This window comes from Dyadobacter sp. CY261 (assembly GCF_021440085.1).
Lineage (GTDB): Bacteria > Bacteroidota > Bacteroidia > Cytophagales > Spirosomataceae > Dyadobacter.
Genome location: NZ_JAKCPW010000024.1, coordinates 25,433 through 44,302 on the forward strand (window position 1 = coordinate 25,433; position 18,870 = coordinate 44,302).

The 18,870-nt window shown below is 46.3% G+C and carries 17 protein-coding genes; 13 read left to right on the forward strand and 4 right to left on the reverse strand.

Annotated elements, in window-relative coordinates; genetic code table 11:
• Position 1: 1 nt before the first annotated feature.
• The 5 genes from LZD49_RS33330 to LZD49_RS33350 all read left to right on the forward strand — a co-directional run bounded on the left by LZD49_RS33330 (position 2) and on the right by LZD49_RS33350 (position 7,135).
• The gene (locus LZD49_RS33330) at positions 2–3,202 is read left to right on the forward strand and encodes a SusC/RagA family TonB-linked outer membrane protein (protein ID WP_234672702.1); all 3,201 of its coding nucleotides are present in this window, start codon (positions 2–4) and stop codon (positions 3,200–3,202) included.
• A 12-nt stretch (positions 3,203–3,214) separates the two neighbouring features.
• Positions 3,215–4,558: a RagB/SusD family nutrient uptake outer membrane protein gene (locus tag LZD49_RS33335; RefSeq protein ID WP_234672703.1), complete on the forward strand. Its 1,344-nt coding sequence runs from the start codon at positions 3,215–3,217 to the stop codon at positions 4,556–4,558.
• A 104-nt stretch (positions 4,559–4,662) separates the two neighbouring features.
• Entirely contained in the window at positions 4,663–5,715 is a 1,053-nt protein-coding gene (locus LZD49_RS33340) for a lanthionine synthetase LanC family protein (protein ID WP_234672704.1), read from the forward strand.
• A 422-nt stretch (positions 5,716–6,137) separates the two neighbouring features.
• Positions 6,138–6,605 carry a phage integrase SAM-like domain-containing protein gene (locus LZD49_RS33345; RefSeq protein WP_234672705.1) on the forward strand — a complete coding sequence of 156 codons (468 nt, stop codon included), beginning with the start codon at positions 6,138–6,140 and terminating at the stop codon, positions 6,603–6,605.
• 74 nt (positions 6,606–6,679) lie between these two features.
• Positions 6,680–7,135, forward strand: a complete 456-nt coding sequence (locus LZD49_RS33350; protein WP_234672706.1) for a site-specific integrase — start codon at positions 6,680–6,682, stop codon at positions 7,133–7,135.
• 654 nt (positions 7,136–7,789) lie between these two features.
• Here the strand turns inward: LZD49_RS33350 and LZD49_RS33355 are convergent.
• A complete protein-coding gene (locus LZD49_RS33355) occupies positions 7,790–8,380 on the reverse strand; it encodes a hypothetical protein (protein WP_234672707.1) in 591 nt (196 codons plus the stop codon).
• Positions 8,368–8,877, reverse strand: a complete 510-nt coding sequence (locus LZD49_RS33360) for a hypothetical protein (RefSeq protein WP_234672708.1) — start codon at positions 8,875–8,877, stop codon at positions 8,368–8,370. The genes LZD49_RS33355 and LZD49_RS33360 overlap by 13 nt, the downstream gene beginning before the upstream one ends.
• 794 nt (positions 8,878–9,671) lie before the next feature.
• On the opposite strand from LZD49_RS33360, the gene LZD49_RS33365 reads away from it, so the two are divergent.
• Together LZD49_RS33365 and LZD49_RS35905 are read left to right on the forward strand one after the other, a co-directional pair.
• Positions 9,672–9,743 carry a helix-turn-helix domain-containing protein gene (locus LZD49_RS33365; RefSeq protein ID WP_234672725.1) on the forward strand — a complete coding sequence of 24 codons (72 nt, stop codon included), beginning with the start codon at positions 9,672–9,674 and terminating at the stop codon, positions 9,741–9,743.
• Between the two features lie 175 nt (positions 9,744–9,918).
• Entirely contained in the window at positions 9,919–10,275 is a 357-nt protein-coding gene (locus LZD49_RS35905; protein WP_310590525.1) for a hypothetical protein, read from the forward strand.
• Positions 10,276–10,374: 99 nt separating this feature from the next.
• Here the strand turns inward: LZD49_RS35905 and LZD49_RS33375 are convergent, their stop codons facing one another.
• On the reverse strand, positions 10,375–11,277 hold the full coding sequence (locus LZD49_RS33375) for an AraC family transcriptional regulator (protein WP_234672709.1): 903 nt from the start codon (positions 11,275–11,277) through the stop codon (positions 10,375–10,377).
• A gap of 61 nt (positions 11,278–11,338) precedes the next feature.
• Complete coding sequence (locus tag LZD49_RS33380; protein ID WP_234672711.1) at positions 11,339–13,741, reverse strand: TonB-dependent receptor; 2,403 nt, start codon at positions 13,739–13,741, stop codon at positions 11,339–11,341.
• 477 nt (positions 13,742–14,218) lie between these two features.
• Here LZD49_RS33380 and LZD49_RS33385 point away from each other — a divergent pair, with 477 nt between their 5' ends.
• The 6 genes from LZD49_RS33385 (at position 14,219) to LZD49_RS33410 (ending at position 18,616) form a co-directional block, all read left to right on the forward strand.
• Positions 14,219–14,998, forward strand: coding sequence for an SDR family oxidoreductase (locus LZD49_RS33385; protein WP_234672713.1), 780 nt, complete (start codon positions 14,219–14,221; stop codon positions 14,996–14,998).
• Between the two features lie 13 nt (positions 14,999–15,011).
• A complete protein-coding gene (locus tag LZD49_RS33390; RefSeq protein WP_234672715.1) occupies positions 15,012–15,446 on the forward strand; it encodes a DUF2147 domain-containing protein in 435 nt (144 codons plus the stop codon).
• A 222-nt stretch (positions 15,447–15,668) separates the two neighbouring features.
• Positions 15,669–16,022 carry a hypothetical protein gene (locus LZD49_RS33395; protein WP_234672717.1) on the forward strand — a complete coding sequence of 118 codons (354 nt, stop codon included), beginning with the start codon at positions 15,669–15,671 and terminating at the stop codon, positions 16,020–16,022.
• An 8-nt stretch (positions 16,023–16,030) separates the two neighbouring features.
• Positions 16,031–16,939, forward strand: a complete 909-nt coding sequence (locus LZD49_RS33400) for an AraC family transcriptional regulator (protein ID WP_234672719.1) — start codon at positions 16,031–16,033, stop codon at positions 16,937–16,939.
• A 408-nt stretch (positions 16,940–17,347) separates the two neighbouring features.
• On the forward strand, positions 17,348–18,085 hold the full coding sequence (locus tag LZD49_RS33405; protein WP_234672721.1) for a serine hydrolase: 738 nt from the start codon (positions 17,348–17,350) through the stop codon (positions 18,083–18,085).
• A gap of 30 nt (positions 18,086–18,115) precedes the next feature.
• Positions 18,116–18,616 carry a hypothetical protein gene (locus LZD49_RS33410; protein WP_234672723.1) on the forward strand — a complete coding sequence of 167 codons (501 nt, stop codon included), beginning with the start codon at positions 18,116–18,118 and terminating at the stop codon, positions 18,614–18,616.
• Positions 18,617–18,870: the final 254 nt, after the last annotated feature.

Genomic DNA, 18,870 nt, shown 5'->3' on the forward strand with positions numbered 1-18,870 from the left:
TATGAAACGATCTATATTGTTTATTGTTTTTTTGATGCTCTGTGGCGCGGTTTGGGCGCAGAATTCCCGTGAAGTCCTCGGTCGGGTGCAGGGTGCAGACGGCGTTATGCTGCCCGGTGCATCGGTGGTCATCAAAGGCACGCGCCAGGGGACGATGTCCGATTCACTTGGAAGGTTTAGGCTCTTAGTTCCCTCCGATACAGCAATGCTGACGGTTTCATTTATTGGCTATGTGACAAAAGAGCTTCGCGCGAGCTTGGGCAAGCGCATGGAGATTGTGTTGGCCGTAAGCAGCAGCCAGCTCGGGGAGGTGATTGTCTCGATCGGCTACCAGCAGCTTCCCAAAGAGCGCGCAACAGGCTCTTTTGCCCAAATAGATCAGAAGCTATTCAACCGGAGCGTAGGGCCGGATCTGATCAGCCGGTTGGCAGATGTTACCCCTGGTCTGATCTTTAACCGAGGGATCGTCAAGCCAGGTAGCCAGACCAATATTTCGATCCGAGGACAAAGCACAATTTTTGCTAAAGCCGATCCATTGATCGTGCTGGACAATTTCCCCTATACCGGAGATTTGAATGCGATCAACCCCAATGACATAGAGAGTGTCACGGTGCTCAAAGATGCTGCCGCAGCTTCCATCTGGGGCGCACAGTCCGCCAATGGGGTGATTGTGATTACCACCAAAAAAGCGACCTACGAGCAGCCGCTCCGGGTGAGCCTGAATACGAACGTGACTGTGAGTCAGAAGCCTGATCCGTTTTACCTGCCCAGGATGTCCAGCTCAGAGGTGATCGATATGGAGCAGCTTTTGTTTTCCAGAGGCTATTACAGAAATGCCGAAAACAGTCCGAGTAAACCTGCGCTTTCGCCGGTTGTCGAGCTTTTGATCGCAGCGCGCGATGGCAAGATACCGGCGGAAAGTGCCAGCGCTCAGATCGATGCTTTGAGGAATATCGATGTCAGAAACGACTTTAGCAAATACCTCTACCGAAATAGCGTCAATCAGCAGTATGCGCTCAGCATGCAGGGTGGGGGAAAGGCCTCGCGGTTTCACATTTCGGCCGGTTACGACAAGGGACTCTCATCTCAGGTTGGCAATAGCTCGGGGCGCGTAACTGTGAGCGCAAATAATGATCTGACGCTTTTAAAGGGGAAAGCAGAGCTTTCTACGGGAATCTATTTTACCCGCCAGCGTTTGGAGGACAACGCCCTGGGTGTATCTTATTTGAATCTGACATCTACCAGCAGCATTTATCCGTACGCATCTTTCACAGACGCAGCTGGCCGTCCGGCCAAGCTCAACCACTATTATCGAAATGGTTTTTTGGATGATGCCGCCTCAAAAGGACTACTGGACTGGGGATTTGTACCCTTGGGCGAGATGGGCTACCGTAATTATCAGACCAAGCAGCTCGACTACCGGATCAATACCGGGCTTCGTTACAAGATACTTCCCGGATTAAGAGCCGAAGGCTTATTTCAATATACGGGCAGCAGCACCCGGGGCTGGCGGCAGCAAAACCAGAATAGCTGGACGGTACGAGACCTTGTTAACCGTTTTACGATTGCCTCCGAAACGGGTCTCATAAGGCCTGTACCATTAGGGGATATTCTCGACCAGTCCGCGCTGGATGTTTCGGGCTATTTTGCCAGAGCGCAACTTGATTTTGACAGGACAATCTCAGCGAAGCACCAGCTGACAGCAATCGCCGGGGCTGAAGTGCGGGATCTGGGCACAAAATCCAGCGGCTGGCGGAGTTACGGCTATGATGACGGGTTGGGCAGCTTTCAACAGGTCGATTACCTTTCCACTTTCAAATCCTATGTTAATCCGGCCTCTGCCTCCAATCGTATCCCGCAATATGGAGGGATGACTAGTCTTACGGACCGTTTTGTCTCTTATTATGCCAATGCTGCCTACATCTTTGACGGTAAATATATGATCTCGGCCAGCGGCAGAAAAGACATGTCTAACCTTTTTGGTGTCAATGCCAATCAGCGGGGTGTACCGCTGTATTCTGTCGGTTTCGGCTGGAATGTGCACCAGGAAAAGTTTTTTCACGCCAAGTGGCTCCCGCAACTCAAACTTCGCGCCACCTATGGCTATAATGGCAATATAGACCGTACACTCTCAGCTTACACGACCGCCTATTACAGCATTGCCTCTCAGTCTGAAATTGGCCTGCCGTATTCGCTGATCCGTAACCCGCCCAATCCGGATCTGCGTTGGGAGCGCGTCAGGGTGATGAATTTCGGACTGGACTTCAAGACCGCGGCGGGCCGCGTGTCCGGCAGTATCGAGTACTATAGCAAAAAAGGGGTTGATCTGATAGGGGATGCCCCGCTTGCCCCGCAGACGGGCTTGACAAGCTTTCGTGGCAACACAGCCAATACCAGCGGGAGGGGCATAGATGTGCTGGTGACCAGCAATAACTTTCAGGGTAAATTCAGCTGGCAAACGCAGTGGATCCTAAGTTATGCGAGCATCAAAGTCAGTAAATATCTGCCCAAATCCAGCAACTTGCGGGGCGACTATGTCGTTTCGGCAAACGGGTATCCTACCCAGGGCCGCTATTTGACTGGGATGTACAGTCTGGCCTCGGCCGGCCTTGATCCCGAGAATGGAGACCCTAGGGGATTCCTGGAAGGGCAGGTTAGCAAGAACTACGCGGCCCTGCTGGCCGTGCCGGACCTGAATACGCTTGTTTACCACGGCTCTTCCCGCCCCCTTGTCTTCGGAGGCTTGCGAAATACGGTCAGTTGGCACAATTGGAGCCTGTCAGCCAATATCGCCTACCGGCTCGCCTATTACGTGCGGCTACCCTCAGTACTTTACTCCCAGGTTCTGACAGGAGTAACTGCTCACGGCGATTTTTCAAAGCGCTGGAAAGAGCCTGGTGATGAGCTCAGAACCCATGTGCCTTCCTTGCCTGCGGCAACCAACTCTAACCGCGATCTATTCTATTCAGGCTCTGAGGACCTAGTTGAAAGGGCAGACCACGTCCGCTTGCAGGATATCAGAGCAGCCTATTCTTGGAGTGCCCCTGCCGGCGGCAGCTTCGTCCGGGATTTTGAGATTTATGCCTACGCGGCAAATCTGGGGGTCATTTGGAAAAAAATGAAAGGCGGGCTTGACCCTGATTTTGTTGATACAACGCCGCCTCAACGCAGCATTTCTCTGGGCATCCGGGCTAACTTTTAAATGAAAACAGCGATGAAGAAATATGTTATCTGGCCTGTGCTGGCCGTGCTTTTGAGTTGTCAGGATTCGTTTCTGGATGTCAAACCCGACAAGGCGCTTGTCGTTCCAACCACGCTGGCCGATTATCAGGCAGTACTCGATAATTTTGACAGCATGAACTCCCCAGGGCTCAACCTGATCGCTGGCGACGAGTTTACCGCAAGCCCCGAGCAGTTTCAGTCTTGGGAGTATGTCGAGCGGCAGGCATACCTGTGGGCGGAAGATTTGTATAGCGGGGCAGGCTCCTCTGACTGGGATGTACCCTATAAGGCAGTTTTTGCTGCAAACCTGGTTTTGGAGGGTGCAGATAAACTTAGTCCCAGCGCGGAATCATCCAATCTGATAGGGTATGCTTATTTCTACCGGGCAAATGCTTTTTACGGGCTAGCCCAGCAATTTGCGCAGCCCTATGAGCCGCAGAGTGCCCGCTCGCAGCTGGGAATACCACTAAAACTGACCACCCAGGTCACCAAGACTGTTGCTCGTGCCAGCCTGTTTGACACCTACCAGCAAATCCTTTCTGACTTGCAGCAAGCAGCCGGGCTGGTCACAGCCGAATCTGTTTGGAAAAACAGGCCTTCACGCGCGGCAGTCTATGCGCTGATGGCGCGCGTCCAGCTTGCGATGGGCGACTACGAAAATGCCGAAAAGAGCGCCTCGGCTTCCCTGACCCTTTCCGGAGAGCTTGTCGACTTTAACGAGCTGGATACTGCGGCGAAATTGAGCTTTCCAGATTCACCCAAGGATGCCAATCAGGAAGTACTCTACTATAACAGGATGAACTTCTATCTGTTTTTCTTCACCCCTTACTATCAGGTCGATTCATCGCTCTATGCATCTTACGGCGCAGGGGATTTGCGCAAGCGTTGCTACTTTGATACGCTGGCTGACGGGACGGTTTGGTATAAGGGAAGCTATGCGGGCAGCTTCGGCTTTTTTAGCGGTCTGGCAACAGATGAAGTCTACCTGACAAGGGCCGAATGTTACGCCCGGAAAGGGAGTACGGGTCTTGCGCTCTCGGACCTGAATACGCTTTTGGCGAAACGCTTCAAGAAAGGCGCGTTCAAGCCGCTAACAGTCAACAACGCTGAGCAGGCCCTACGGCTGGTGATCGCCGAGCGGAAAAAAGAGCTCGTCGCTCGTGGCCTGAGGTGGGCCGATCTACGTAGGTTAAACAAGGAAGAGGCATTTAAAACAACGCTTCGTAGAACGGTTGACGGAAAGCAGTATGTCCTTACGCCGGGAAGTGTCAGGTACACCTTCCCGATCCCGCCTGGTGAGCTTTCCGGCAGCGGCATCGAGCAAAACCCAAGATGAATGTGGCTCAGCGGACTTATTCCGGGCGGCTTTAACTGTTTAATTTCGTCTCAAGACACTGTAATATGCGGCCTATAGCAACGTCAAACATAGGTTACCCCGCTGTGCTAGCCAGCGATGTGGAGCAAATCTATCAGGTAATCCTAAAAGGGAGCTGGAAAGTCTCCGGTTGCGGGTTGGGGCAGGGTGCATTCTCCTCTGCGCTTTTTATGAGTCAGTATGCAAGGATGTCCAAAAAGGTTGATCTTTGCACAGAAATCCAGGAGCTCTTTGACCGTGGTTGCAATAGCGTCGTCTCAGGTAGGACCGGCTGGCTGGATTTTGCGGACCTGGCGCTGGTTGCACATAAGCTGCATGAGCAGGGTTTTATCCAGATCGAGCAAGGGGTTTTTTTCGAGGACATCGACAAGCTCGCACTCGCCGCGATCGGGCAACCCTCACAGATAGCTGGATTTGAGAATTCCGACCTCGGCGCGGCGCTTTATGCGTACAGACGGTTTAACAACGGAGCGGCACATTTCTCAGGGCCAGTTAGAGAGTTTGCCTCTGCGCTGGCCTGTGGGGCTGATCCGGCTTTTGTCGGTATAAATAGGGACGGAAATGAGAACCTGCGGACCGGGCTTTCAGCGCCCCTGCTGTTTGTTGCAGCAGCAGCAGAGATCGGGCTGGTGGCTAAAAACGAGGGCGTAGGTGGTGTCGGAAAGCTTGTCGACAAGATCTGCGAGAACATGTATGGTTTGAGCAACACTCACTTCAATCCCGGATTTCTCACAGGGGACCTTGGTAAGGCGTACGCGATGCTGCGCGCAGGGATGTGTTTTCAGCGGGATGAATGGATAACAGCAGCTTTACAGATCTTAATCGACTGTGCATACTCGATACTCGATCACGGTATCGGCACGCTCGACATGGCCTCTGGCGCCTCTGGCATCGCCTTGGCATTTCATAAGCTATACCACTTGATCGGCTACGACATTTTCCGCAAGGCTGCTTCCACGGCAAGATGGCTGGGTTTGAAAGCTGGTGTGATAATCGATGATTGTTATATCGATCGGGGAGCCAGCTTCTATCATGGACTGGCGGGCATCGGGCTCTCGACCCTTTATTGGCAACATAATCGACCCGAAGAGCTCGACGATTTTCTCTGGTTGTTGTGATTAGTCGTCTTATTGGTTGAAATATTGGCTCGGGACTCTCCTCTGCATCCTTCTTATGAGTCAGTTGATTTTTGTGTTGATATGGTTTGATATGATTTATAATTAATTGTAAATCAATAATTAACTTGTTTTTGCAGGCCATATCGGAATGGAAAAATATGGATTTCCTGTGCAAATCCAGTGCAAATTTTCCTAACTTCGAGTATGAATACTAATCTCGTTATTTCATTGGATAAACGCCGGTAGAAGAAAGACGGAACTTATCCTATAATTCTGCGCCTTGGGCACAACGAACAGACAACGTCCATCCCACAACGGGGTTCAGCGCAAGCGAACACGATTGGGATGAACAAAATACGGCTTGTTAAAAAACATATAAAGGTGTTAGTTCTGTTGCCAGGCTGAATAACGAAATTCAGAGGATGAAAGCCGAAGCGATGGGTATTATTCTGAAACTTCATGAATCCGGCGTTCTGCAAACATTATCCTTGACGGCTCTTAAAGAGAGGCTAACGAAGAAAGAGGCAAGAGACTCCTTTTTTTGGTTCGCTGACCAATGTGTCGACGAGCTTATAGGGGCCCATAGAATCGGTACTGCCAGGTCTTATAGGGGTGTTATCAGTGTCTTGAAGGCGTATCGAAAGGGGAAAGACTTGCCTTTTAGAGAGCTGACTTTCGACTTTCTTTCGAAATTTGAGACAAGTCACAAAAGCAAGGGAAACGGGCTGAATGGCTTGGGTGTTTATATGAGGACGATCCGGGCCATATACAACAAGGCTATAAAGTCAGGGGTTGCTGCGAAAGACCAGTACCCGTTCGAAAATTATAAGATCAAGTCTGCACCGACAAAGAAAAGAGCCCTGGATGCCGATGCGTTGAAGAAATTATAGCCCTGCAACTTCTTCCTGACCATACATGCTTCAACACTCGGAATTACTTTCTCGCTAGTTACATGATGTACGGTATGAACTTTGCTGATATGGCCTATTTAGAAAAGGCCTCCATTCAAGGAGGCAGGATTCAATACAGTAGAAGGAAAACAGGAAAGATATACGATATTAAGATACTTCCGCAGCTTGAGGAGATCTTAAATTATTATATGAAGAAAGAGCCTGAATCTCCGTTTGTATTCCCTGTTCTAAAAAGGGACTCTCCCGTTTTGCGTGAGAAGGATATTCAATGGGCCCGTTTGAGGTATAACAAAAAGCTAAAAGTATTGGCTTCGCTGTGCGCGATTGAGTCAAACCTGACCAGTTATGTCAGTCGCCATTCATTCTCGACGCAGGCTATGATGCGCGATGTTCCTCTCATGGCAATCAGTGCGATGCTTGGTCATTCCAGTATTAAGACAACAGAGATTTATCTAAAAGGGTTGCCTGTAAATATTCTTGACGATTATAACGAACGCGTTCTCACGTAGTCTTAGGTTGATCTGCTATGGGTTAGTAGTGATTACCACATTTCGGAGCGAACTTTCCTGCGATATCGTAAAAGGCCGCTGTGCTTTTGAGTGATAAGTTAATGAAATTAATGGTGCCCATGGCTCTCCAAGTCGCTGACGATGTATATCTCAAGGCAAACATTCGCCAAATTTCATCCGACGGGATACCTGTGAATGTCCTCCAACGACTGTACCGTCACTCCGATATTAAAACGGCGATGGGGTATCAGAGCAACTTTATTAATAAAGCTACGGTCTACGCACTAGATGCGATAATCAACATTTATGAATATGGGCGCTTGCCTGCGGGCTGTGATACGACGTAGCTGAGCTAATAAGTGTGGAAATAAGGATAATGTATCCTTATTGACTGCGGGTGTAATTCGAAATTTTAGGCGGTAATTGTCTGTTGTTCAGTTGTTTGCGTTTGGTATCGATCGCATTTATCAAACCGGTCGTAAACAATTCGTAAGCACAAATATTAACGTCAAAATTCTCTATCTCCATACCCTTCATTGCTCAAATTTACTAATAATTGGCGAGGAGAATGCGTAATTTAAATTAAAAGTGCTTCAGCGATGCGTTGCGGTAGTCATCGCCACCGCAGTTGCCTGGTACCTACATCTACCTCAACTATATTTCCCAGGTTGCGCTTAACTTGATATAATTTCCGGATTTAAAAGCGTCCGACTCGGTTACAAATCGAAGGTTTGATTTAATTTCCCTTTCCAGTTCTTCAAAATGGTTCCCTTGTAGCTTACAGTTTCGTGCTGTGATGAATTCAACCTCTTTGATAAGACCATCGGGAGCAGCATAGCAAGTAACCGTTATGTTGGTTTTATCCAGCTTTCTGTTTGTTACCTGTCGACTGATCTCCTTCATTACGCGGTAAGATTCTTTATGAGCTGCCATTAAAGCCTTTGATGAAAATCGCTTTGTAAATGGATCTACTCCCACATTCCTATTTTTTGGAATCATCAGGTAATTTGGCGTCACCAAATTTCCTTTGGGAAATTCCATAGTCTCCTTATAAAGTTCATTCGAATTATTCCAAATCAATTTTTTTTCAGAGTCTGCGTAGACATTGACGTTATATGACATGTCTTTTCCCGAAAATGTGCTATCTACCATTCGCCCGTCTTGAACTGGCATATCATCAAATTTCAAGAACAGTATGTGGGTAATAATGACGAGTGAAAGTGCAAAGATGCTTATTTTGGACATGTTGAATTGGCTAAAATTGACAAGTAAGCATCTGGTTTCAAATTATAATTAGTAGGAAAGTTGTAGATTGGATGCTCTGCTTTGAACCTATCCATCCAAAAATAATACTTTTCTTGCATATCACTCCACTGAGGCCATTTTGCACCGTTATTCGTGATCGTTGTAAGCCATAGAAAGTATTGTGGGTCCGCCGATGCATGACAACATCCAGAGGATGGTGGACTTTGCTGTGTACCCGTCATTCCCATGATGTCTCTCATTAACCACGCCTCAAATTCCATGTTGGCCCTTCCAGCCGGTGGATTTGGGTTGCTAGTAGTCGCAACATATTGAGCAGTCCCGCCAGGATAGTAGATTTTTTGATAAGCATGAAAAAATTCTTCGGTGAAAACATCTCTTATTATGGCGCCATCATCTTTAAATTTGAAATCATTGGTGAAAGGGTCAAATGCGCCTTGGCCTGGAATTGTGTGATCAACTGAGAAATTAAATTTCATTCCAGATGCGATGATATTTGTATATACTAGGCTATTAAAGCACCCTTTTATATAGAAGAAGATAATCTAATTTATAAGAAACTTTTGAGCATCATTTAGCAGTCAAAATAGACCCGTTTGGAGCTTATAGATATAATCAGGATATTCGCCAATGTATGGCCTACTGGTTGGGCCTCCACCTCCACCTGAATAGTTATATCCTCCACCTACGATAGTTGAATAACTGCCACCTCCCGCGTACCCGCCTCCGTCTCGTGATGGATTGCATTTAAAGTCATTGTACATCCATAAACAATCGGCGTACCAACCAATTTCAGGAACCGAGCGCATGAATAATAGCTTACCCGATAACAGTCATTAGTCATTGTTCTCCCATTTGGGGATTCATTTTCAATGTTATGGGTAACCTTGCCCTCATCGAACCTATACCCTTTGAGAAAATTTCCATTTACATCTTCCACAACAACGAGACCAGAGAAGCCAACGCGCTCTCGGCGGTTCAACCATTTTTGATCTGGATATCTGGTAACTACTTCATAATCATAATCGTTTCCTTTTTTTGACACGACAAAAAATGTGTTTTCCGAAAAAGATGCTATGGTACTGTCGGGATTTTTATAGAACAGATCGCCGCCTTAACCGGCAGGAGCCTCTCCGCGTTTAAGCGGGACTTTAAGGATATTCCAGGAACCACCAAGTTAATGGCTGGTCCGAAAATGTTTGCAGCAGGCTTATATCCTGTTGGATAAGAAAAAAAAACCGCCGATATCTACCTTGAACTAGGCTTTAAAAGCTTGTCGCATTTTTCTGTTGCGTTTAAAAAGCAGTTTCACTGTACCCCTACGGAATTAGTCACCGGCGGATAGTTCTACGGAAATGGAAGTGCTGGCAAGCTCTGCCATCCCTGAATGCCCTTGATCGGACGATTACCACTGCCGGTTGGGATTGTGTAGTACCCCGATGACCATTGCTGGTAATGGACCAACCCCGCCCGGCAGGGTTGGTCCAAATGGAAATAGCAATCGCCTATGCCGACTGCAAATGCTTCAGGCGACCGGTCAGTTCCGTCAAGCCGGCCTTTTCCCGGTAATTGGTCACAATAGTCCCCTCCGCCAATATAGCACTCCAATCAAGAAGGCAGCCGACTTTGACAATTCAAAACACTCCTGGGTAAGTAGCATTACGGAAGCCTTGATGAATGGCTGGAAAGTGCATCACCCCGAGTCGCTTTTGAAAAACTTTGCAAAAGGTATCAAGACTGACTATCACGCCGTCGAGCAAGCGTTTGATTCTGATATCTCAAGCGGGAAAGTAGAGGGCCACATTAATCAGTTGAAAACTATCAGGAGATTTATGTACGGACGGGCCGGAATTGGCCTGCTTACAAAAATGTTATGAACCCGAAATAGACAGGCCACCATCAAAAGTGACGAAGAGCCCTGTTTCGCTGGAATTTCCAATTTGAAATCCGAAAACGTTGTCCTCCAAACGACACGATCAGTTAAATGAAGCTCTGAATTCCAGAGGAGATACTTTGGTTTTGGTCTTAAAAAGTTTGTTGAACGATTGTGGGTGTTCAAAGCCGAGACCGTAGGCAATTTCGCTAACTGACAAGCTGGTCGTTGATAATTTTTCCTTGGCTTTATCAATCAGCTTTTCGTGAATGTGCTGCTGGGTGTTCTGTCCCGTAAGGTTTTTCAGCAAACTCCTCAAGTAGCCCGGTGAAACGTTCAGCACATCTGAAATATATTCAACTGTTGGTATACCGCTTTTAACCAGATCGTCGCTATTGAAATAATCATCCAATAAACCATTCAGCCGGTCAAGGATCTGGTGATTCGCTATTTTACGGGTAATGAACTGCCGCTGATAAAAGCGTTCGGCGTAATTTAGCAGGGTCTCAAGGTGTGACACGACTATATTCTGTGTAAAATGATCAATGTTCGCATTGCATTCCTGCACAATATTGCCAACGATATCATTGATAGTTTTTTCTTCTTTGTCCGACAAAAATAGGGCCTCGTTTACCGCGTAATTGAAAAACTCGTATTGTTTTATCTTTTTTGCAAGTGGAGAGCCCCAGAAAAAATCCGGATGCACAAACAGCATCCAACCCTTGGGTTCATATCCAGGTGCGTGCTCTTGACCACTTATTATCTGGTTCGGTCCGATAAAGGCCATAAAGCCCTCGTCAAAATCATACTTCTGCTGCCCATAGATGAGGTTGTTGCAGTTTCTTTTAATAGAAATCATGTAAAAATCGAGCACTGCGCTCATGCCAGGCTGTCCTTTTAGCTGGCCACATTTGATAAGGCTGATCATGGGGTGCGGCGGAGGCGCGAACCCTTGCATCTTATGGGCCTGAGGTATTGAGCTTATTCTGATCGGTGCGTTGGGCATATTTTATTTTAAGATTTGATGGGATATTTTACCAGATCAAAAATATTCGTTAAAAGATTATCTACCGCTCAACCCGTACACCAAACGTCGGAAACATCCCCAGGCCGACCCTGTACACTCCGCCGGTATTAGGAATGAATACCTCAGAATTTACATTAAACTGGTTGTTGAGGTTGGCAAGGTCTACAAAGGCCGAGAAGATTCCTTTTTTCAAAGGCACATTGTAATCGACGCGAACGTCAAGGCTGACATAATCAGGCAGCCTTCTGCCATTAAGCTCAGTGATTTCCTGCGAGTAACGCAGCATATTAGGGTTGCCTAGCACATTGGCGTGAAGGGTATAGACATCTGCAGGGCGACCGGTGCTGTACCGGAATTTACCCGAGAAGATCCATTTATTATTAGGCTTGTAACTGCCCAACAATGAAAAGTTGTGTGGTATGTTGAAAGTGTAATCATATTCACCAATGCCGTTGTGATCGTCCCGTTTGCTTTCCATGTAGGAATAACTGACGGTACCGTACCAGCTTTGTGAGAGTCTTTTGGTAAGGCTCAGGTCGGCGCCGTATGCGTAGCCCGTACCGTTATTATTGAGGTAGCTCTGTATCCGGTTGGGCTGGACAACCACGTCGTCGAACTGTTTATACCAACCCTCCACGACCAGTTTCAGATCGCCTGAAAATTGGTATTTATAGCCTAAAATGTTTTGAAAAGTCCGCTCATTTTTCAGCTTATTGGCAGCGCTTTGACCTGCCAGATCGGAGAAGGCAGCATCCTGAAAGTAGATACCGGAAGCAAAATTGATGCTCTGTTTATCGCCCAACAGAATACTGCCGCTCATTCTTGGCGAAACAGTATGCTGCTCTGTGAAGCCCGTGTAATCGTATCGAATGCTTGGGTTCAGGGTAAATCCATTAGCGATTTTCCATGATACCGCTAGGTAACTCGAACCGTTGAAGGCACTGTTATCAAAACTGGAATTGTATTGGGATGGGTTCAGGATCTGGTAATATTGGCCGGGGCTTGGTCTGAGGTCCGTATTTCGGAAGGTATAGACGGTATCGATACGTTTTAATCTTCTCTCATAATCAAGGTTTACCACAGCGGCATCCATACCTGCGGTTAATGTCAATTTGTTAAAGCGTTTGGTGTAGATGGAGCGGTAGCCAATTTCCCCCTGGTTGTTCTTTATCCGCCTGAGATCATCTTCGTATCTGCCATCTCTTGGGTCCAAGACCATGCCTTCTTCATCCAAGGATGGCGTAAAGTTGCCAAAGTTGTTATCCACCCCCGATGTACGGAAATATAGGACATTCTTGATGTAACTTTTGCTGTCGATCAAGGTCCTCAGATTCAGTCCGACCAACGCTTTGCTACCCCTATGATTAAAGAGTATAGTGCCGCCACTATTGTCATCATTTATATTGTAGTTTGCATCGATATCATCAATGCTCCGGCGTGGCCTTTCCGGATTATACATGGCAATAAATGAAAGTTTATTTTTTGCATTGAGCTCTGTTGTCGTTTTAATCAGGTAGTCGCCAAAGCCGATGCTGACCGGATTTTGCTGGTCCAGCAGCCGTTGTAACAACCCAAAGTTCTGGTACCGACCGGAGGCAAACAAACTTGTTTTTTTAGAAATCGGGCCATCGGCAATTAAAGTCGCTCCCAACAAATCAAACTGTCCGGCAAATGACCAGGTTGCCTTGTTACCTTCCTTGATCCCAAGCCCAAGGTAGGACGAAGATTTTCGCCCATACACCGCGTCAAAACCACCGTTCTGGAATTGCACATTGTAGATGATCCTCGGCGCAAAAATACTGAACCGTCCGCCATTGGGATCATTAAAGCCCGAGTTGAAACCCTCCGCTTCCAAATGAGACAAGTTGAACATCGGTATATCATCGACCATGTAAACGTTGTCCTGGGTTCCTTGTCCCCTTGCGGCAATGGCAGAAAATTGAGCCCCGCTGCTTACCACCCCCGGCAGGCTTCCCAACGCCCGCATAATATCGCCCTGGGCGCCCGGATTTCTGAAAATTTCTTCCCTTGAATAAGAAAAAGTGGAAACTGGTGTCAGAAGGTTGTTTTCTCCCTTAAATGCACGGACCGTCGCCTCGTTTAAGTTGGCCACCGCTTCGAGGATTTCTAATTCAGAATAATAGGTTTTACCCGATGTGATGACTACTTCGCTGATATTCTTGGTTTGAAATCCTATATAGGAGATCGTTACCGCATAAGTACCTGCTAGGATATTATTTATTGTGAATACCCCGGATGTGTCGGTAGTCGCCCCGAGCTGTGTTTGATCGATTTGTACCGTCGCGCCCACAACCGGCTGCTTGGTGGACTGATCCAAAATTTTCCCTTTTAAATTTCCCGTCGCTTGTGCGAATGACACCAAGCTCGCCATACTGAAAAGTAGGGTCAGCACATAGGCCTTCATCTTGCTTCTTTGTTTCATTTTATCCTGATTTCGTTTATGCAAAATTGCAGCAGGAATAAAAAGCGGAAGTAGCCTAAACGCCTTTTGATGTAGTCAAAAGGAATATAATTTGCCTAAGCAGCCTTTGGATTGGATAGTTTGTTTCAAACATCCGAACGTTTGTACTTAATCTCAGTTACCGTTAAAGCGAACAGCCGCCCGATTGCTTTTGATAGAAGATATTATTTATTGATCAGCACGCCACCGCCGTCAATTGCTGTCGTGACCTGTAATCTAGTCCCAATTCATTAAGTGAAAATAGGTTCGGGCAACATCTTCTGCACCGGCTACCTTTCCTGCTGGCAGTAAGCAAGTAGTGCCTACCGGTAAAAGCTGGAATACTGTCTATCTGTCGCGGAAGCTGATAATCTTCCTTTTCACTACAACTTCGCGACTTTTGGATACATCGGGTAATTGACATTGGCTGAACTTTGCATCAACAATAGCGAGAAAAATATGGACTTAAAAAATAGCACCATCCTGATCACAGGAGGAACCAGCGGTATAGGTTTGGAACTTGTCAAACAGCTCACCCAGCAAGGATCAACAATCATCGTTACAGGTCGTAAACAAGAGGCCTTAAATGATACCAAAAGGCGTTTCCCCAAAATGCACGTCTTTCAGAGTGATGTAAGTGATCCAAAAGATATTGAGCGCCTGTATAAAGAGGTGACACAACAATTCCCCGATTTAAATATCATCGTTAACAACGCAGGTGAAATGCGGCTGCTTGACGTTCAGGATGCCAGCAAGGACCTGGAAAACATGACCCGTGAGATTGATATTAATCTTACGGGAACGATCCGGATGGTTCATCAATTTTTACCGCACCTGATCAAGAAGCCTTCTGCGGCAATTGTGAACGTTTCCTCTGCCATTGCTTTTATGCCTTACTCAACGGCTCCGGTTTACAGCGCTTCGAAAGCAGGTGTCCATGCTTACTCGCTGGCCCTGCGTCTGCAATTAAACAAAACCAGTGTCAAGGTATTCGAACTGGTCCCTCCGGGCGTGAATACCAATCTTCAAAATGATTGGGTACTTCCACCTAATCCTGGCCAAATGATGGATGCAGATAAACTGGTCGGTGTAGCCATCAAAGGACTGCTCAACGACACGCCTGAGATCAAGCCACTGCTGGTGAATGTGATAAAATTCCTGAGCCGCTTGATGCCCAATCAATTGATGAAAATGGGGCACAGGGAATTCAAAAAATTCAAAAAACTCAATAGTCAATAATAAACAATCAGATATGAAGAAATCAATATTGCCAGTGTTTGTGCTGCTATTGTCGCTGGCCTCTTTCGCGCAGAAACTATCTGCGGATCAAATCATAGGCACCTGGAAATGTGACGATTACAAGATTGAGGTGTTTAAAGCGGGCAACATTTACTCGGCCAAGCTCTTATGGTCGAAAGAGATGTTCGAAGCAGATGGCAAAACCTCAAAGAAGGACCTTAAAAACCCTGATGAAAAACTGCGGAGCAGGTCCGTGCAGGGTCTTACGCATATCACTGGTCTTGTCTATAAGGACGGCGAATACGTGGACGGTAAGTTATATAGCGTAGAGAATGGAAACACCTATGGTTTCAAAGGTGAACTGAAAGGGCCTAATGACCTTGAAACCCGGGGTTATAAAGGTATCCCTTTGGTGGGCAAATCATTTAAATGGAAAAGAGTTCACTAAATTATAAAAACAACGCTCATGAAAGATAATAAAGACAATCTGTCCAGGTTTTGGTTCATCCTTTCCAATGCCCTTCACCCGATAGGCTTTTTCCTTTATTTTAGACACCGAAAGGCATATCCGAATAAGGCTAAAAGAGCTTTAACAAGCACGCTGATCGGCGTGCCGATAGCAATATTCGGAGGTTACATCATGAACACTTTTTGTCCTTAATAAACCAAAATGAAAAACATTATTTCTGCTGTGCTGCTGTTCATTTCGGTAACGCTCAGCTTCAAACATGCCTGGGACACCCTACATTACAAAAACAATCCGGAGTCCGTTAAGATGATGGAAAGTTTAGGGATCAGCGAAACATTCGTTCCATATCTGGCTTGTGTAGCCGTAGCGGTCGGCGTACTTTTGCTCATCCCCACTACTTTTTTCCTGGGCAATATGCTCAATGCGGTCCTGATTGTTATGATCATGGGATTTTCACTGCGAGCTGGAAATTACCGCATGGCGTTGATAGAGATCCCATTTTTAATCATGCCATTGGTTATGATATGGCTCAAGTATCCGTTTAAATTTAAATAACCCGCAGGATGGCAAACAGCAAACCCTACCGGATCAGCTCCATAACAGAGATACACCGTTTGATGAGGCTCCCTAAACCCCATCACCCGCTGATCAGCATCGTTGACCTGAAAGGCCTGAAAAACGATACGGGTATAGACTCGGTCGTTTTCGATTTGTATGTAATATCCATGAAAAGAGGATGCGACGGGCTACATTACGGGCAACAGAAATACGACTTTGATGAAGGGCTTATGGCCTTTTTATCTCCCGGCCAGATCTTGCGTGGCGAGGAGAACGGTGTACCTGAGGGTCTGGGGGGCTGGATGCTGTTCGTACACCCTGACTTTCTTTGGAACACATCGCTTGCTGCCAAGATCAAACGATACGAATACTTCAGCTATGCGGCCAGTGAGGCGTTATTCCTATCAGACAAGGAAGAAATAGTGATCAATGACCTGATCAAAAATATTAAAGCTGAATATTATTCCAATATGGATAAGTTCAGCCAGGACATTATTATCTCGCATCTTGAGACCTTGTTGAAATACGCCGAACGCTTTTACCAGCGTCAGTTCATCACCCGAAAGATCACCAACCACCAGGTCTTAAACCAGGTGGAAGAGATCTTAACAGCCTATTTTAACAACGAAGACCTGCTTTCTGATGGGCTGCCGACCGTAGCATACTTTGCCGATGCTTTGAACATATCCTCCAAGTATCTAAGTAGCCTGTTAAAACAACTGACCGGCCAGACGATGCAACAGATCATCCACGAGAAACTGATCGAGAAGGCAAAAGAAAAATTATCTACAACCAGGATGTCCGTCAGTGAGATCGCCTATCATCTTGGTTTCGAGCACCCTCAGTCTTTCAATAAATTATTTAAGAGCAAGACCAAACAAAGTCCATTGGATTTCCGGCAGTCCTTCAACTGAAATGCTCATGCAGCCCCCGGAGACACCAGGAGTGCTAACAGGCTGGCAACTTCTTCGCGCTCGGCCATTCTGCCCAACGAGCTGTATAAATGGGGCGTTGAATATGTTGGGTAATGTCTGTTTTGTAACCGTTGCGGTCGTGTCAGGCGGTTGTCTGTCGAAACTAAGCCTTACCCCAACCTTATTGATGTATTCGCCACACCTTTGCCTGAAATAATGAACTACCGCACAAACAATTAGGTAGAATATTGTTAACCGGCTCAACCGGCCCTAGTGGGTCAAGGTTCAATCGTATGCATCCGACGAACCCGTATTGTGTAGTTTGGCATTCTGGCAGGTAGGTTAACCTTTCGGATTTCAGAAACTGATCCAGTTATTTGGAAGCAGTTGATAAAGATCTTTAACCCAATGCGTAATCTGCTAGATTCTCTGGTGGACCAGCGCGTTAGAGTTTATTTTCATGATAAGCGGGCTGTTGGTCTTTCGTTAGGCATAATTGTAAACGGCAAGGCCTTTTTTTACAACTATGGGGAAGCCAGAAAGGGTAACGGAAGATTGCCGACGAAAACCACCTTGTATGAGATAGGTTCTTTGACCAAGACTTTTACCGGGATCTTGCTCGCACAGGCGGTGATTGACAAAAGGATAAATTTAAATGATGACATCAGGAAATATATAACAGGGACCTATCCGAACCTGGTCTATGATGGCGTACCAATAAGGATTAGTAACCTTGCCAACCATACCTCGCGGATCACCCGTATTTTTCCGAATTTGTGGGAAAGGGATAGTTACAGGGAAGATGACCCCTATTCAAATTATACCCGTCAACTGCTTTTCGAAGGGCTTCGCACAATGAAAATGGATACGCTTCCCGGGCGGATATATTCTTATTCGAATATGGCGGTGGGCTTGCTTGGATGCATACTCGAAGATCTTTATAAAGACCGGTATTTAAATTTAGTGTCAAAGTATATTTTGATACCTCTAACGATGAATGAAACAAGAATCGACCTTTCAGATCTGCCTGCAGCTCAAACAGGGTACTTACAAAATGAGGGTTATTTTCCCGATATGATAGGGTGGAAATACCCTGTTATTCTGCTGACTGGCAATATAGCTTTGCAAGGAAGTTATTCAGAATAATAGGTCACTATAACCTTTAATTAAACCATTATGGCAACTAGTATTTCTTATGTTACCGCAGAAGAACTGGAAGAGGGTTCCATGTTTTTAGCTTCTTTGGAGATCCAAATCGAGAATTTTCAAAAGCTTGAATTTGATGAAATCAGCGCAATTGTTGATGCAGAATCACTAAGGGATGATGCAAAATTTTATGTTGATGAATTGTATCAGCCTGATAATGAGGTACTGGACGTAAGATTGTTCTCGGAATCTTTTTTTTCGGCCGATCTGACAATCGACGCAGATCTACGGGCCGCCCTACCTTTGACATTTCGTACTAAGTGGTCGGAGATTAAGGCCAGGGCAAGAAAGATTGCCTGCGAGGTTTTTAAATTTCTTGGCGCAAACGCAAACTTGAAAGATCTGCTAAGAAAGACTCTTGAAAAACTGAAAGAGTCGCTCCTTGGTGGATTGCCTCAGATTTTGACTGTTATTATCGTAGGTATTTTGTCATTCGCCGCCAAGAAAGGTTTTGAATGGCTTTGCTCTTAAATAGGTATATAAGCGGGCATGGGGATTGCGCCGGAATGATGGTCTTCATCAGGTTCAATCTATGGCTGGATGTAAATTTTTAGTTGAATTTCAAGAGTCCATCGAAGAATTAATAGCGAGGGCGAAAGAAGGATCGTCAGGCTCCCCATTGTTAAATGACCATTGTCGTGTTTGGGGCAAGCTGTAGGTAGAGCCGAAAGGAGTTATTTCCCCAGGAATCGGCGGCTTCTTTAATCCAGGGTGTATTGGCGACC

What these genes read in the sequence shown, in the direction of transcription:
- LZD49_RS35905 (WP_310590525.1), top strand. Translation starts at nt 9,919, where the DNA reads ATGCTTCAGGCGACCGGTCAGTTCCGTCAAGCCGGCCTTTTCCCGGTA.
- LZD49_RS33330 (WP_234672702.1), top strand. Translation starts at nt 2, where the DNA reads ATGAAACGATCTATATTGTTTATTGTTTTTTTGATGCTCTGTGGCGCG.
- LZD49_RS33380 (WP_234672711.1), bottom strand. Translation starts at nt 13,741, where the DNA reads ATGAAACAAAGAAGCAAGATGAAGGCCTATGTGCTGACCCTACTTTTC.
- LZD49_RS33355 (WP_234672707.1), bottom strand. Translation starts at nt 8,380, where the DNA reads ATGTCCAAAATAAGCATCTTTGCACTTTCACTCGTCATTATTACCCAC.
- LZD49_RS33335 (WP_234672703.1), top strand. Translation starts at nt 3,215, where the DNA reads ATGAAGAAATATGTTATCTGGCCTGTGCTGGCCGTGCTTTTGAGTTGT.
- LZD49_RS33400 (WP_234672719.1), top strand. Translation starts at nt 16,031, where the DNA reads ATGGCAAACAGCAAACCCTACCGGATCAGCTCCATAACAGAGATACAC.
- LZD49_RS33345 (WP_234672705.1), top strand. Translation starts at nt 6,138, where the DNA reads ATGAAAGCCGAAGCGATGGGTATTATTCTGAAACTTCATGAATCCGGC.
- LZD49_RS33405 (WP_234672721.1), top strand. Translation starts at nt 17,348, where the DNA reads ATGCGTAATCTGCTAGATTCTCTGGTGGACCAGCGCGTTAGAGTTTAT.
- LZD49_RS33360 (WP_234672708.1), bottom strand. Translation starts at nt 8,877, where the DNA reads ATGAAATTTAATTTCTCAGTTGATCACACAATTCCAGGCCAAGGCGCA.
- LZD49_RS33375 (WP_234672709.1), bottom strand. Translation starts at nt 11,277, where the DNA reads ATGCCCAACGCACCGATCAGAATAAGCTCAATACCTCAGGCCCATAAG.
- LZD49_RS33410 (WP_234672723.1), top strand. Translation starts at nt 18,116, where the DNA reads ATGGCAACTAGTATTTCTTATGTTACCGCAGAAGAACTGGAAGAGGGT.
- LZD49_RS33350 (WP_234672706.1), top strand. Translation starts at nt 6,680, where the DNA reads ATGAACTTTGCTGATATGGCCTATTTAGAAAAGGCCTCCATTCAAGGA.
- LZD49_RS33395 (WP_234672717.1), top strand. Translation starts at nt 15,669, where the DNA reads ATGAAAAACATTATTTCTGCTGTGCTGCTGTTCATTTCGGTAACGCTC.
- LZD49_RS33390 (WP_234672715.1), top strand. Translation starts at nt 15,012, where the DNA reads ATGAAGAAATCAATATTGCCAGTGTTTGTGCTGCTATTGTCGCTGGCC.
- LZD49_RS33385 (WP_234672713.1), top strand. Translation starts at nt 14,219, where the DNA reads ATGGACTTAAAAAATAGCACCATCCTGATCACAGGAGGAACCAGCGGT.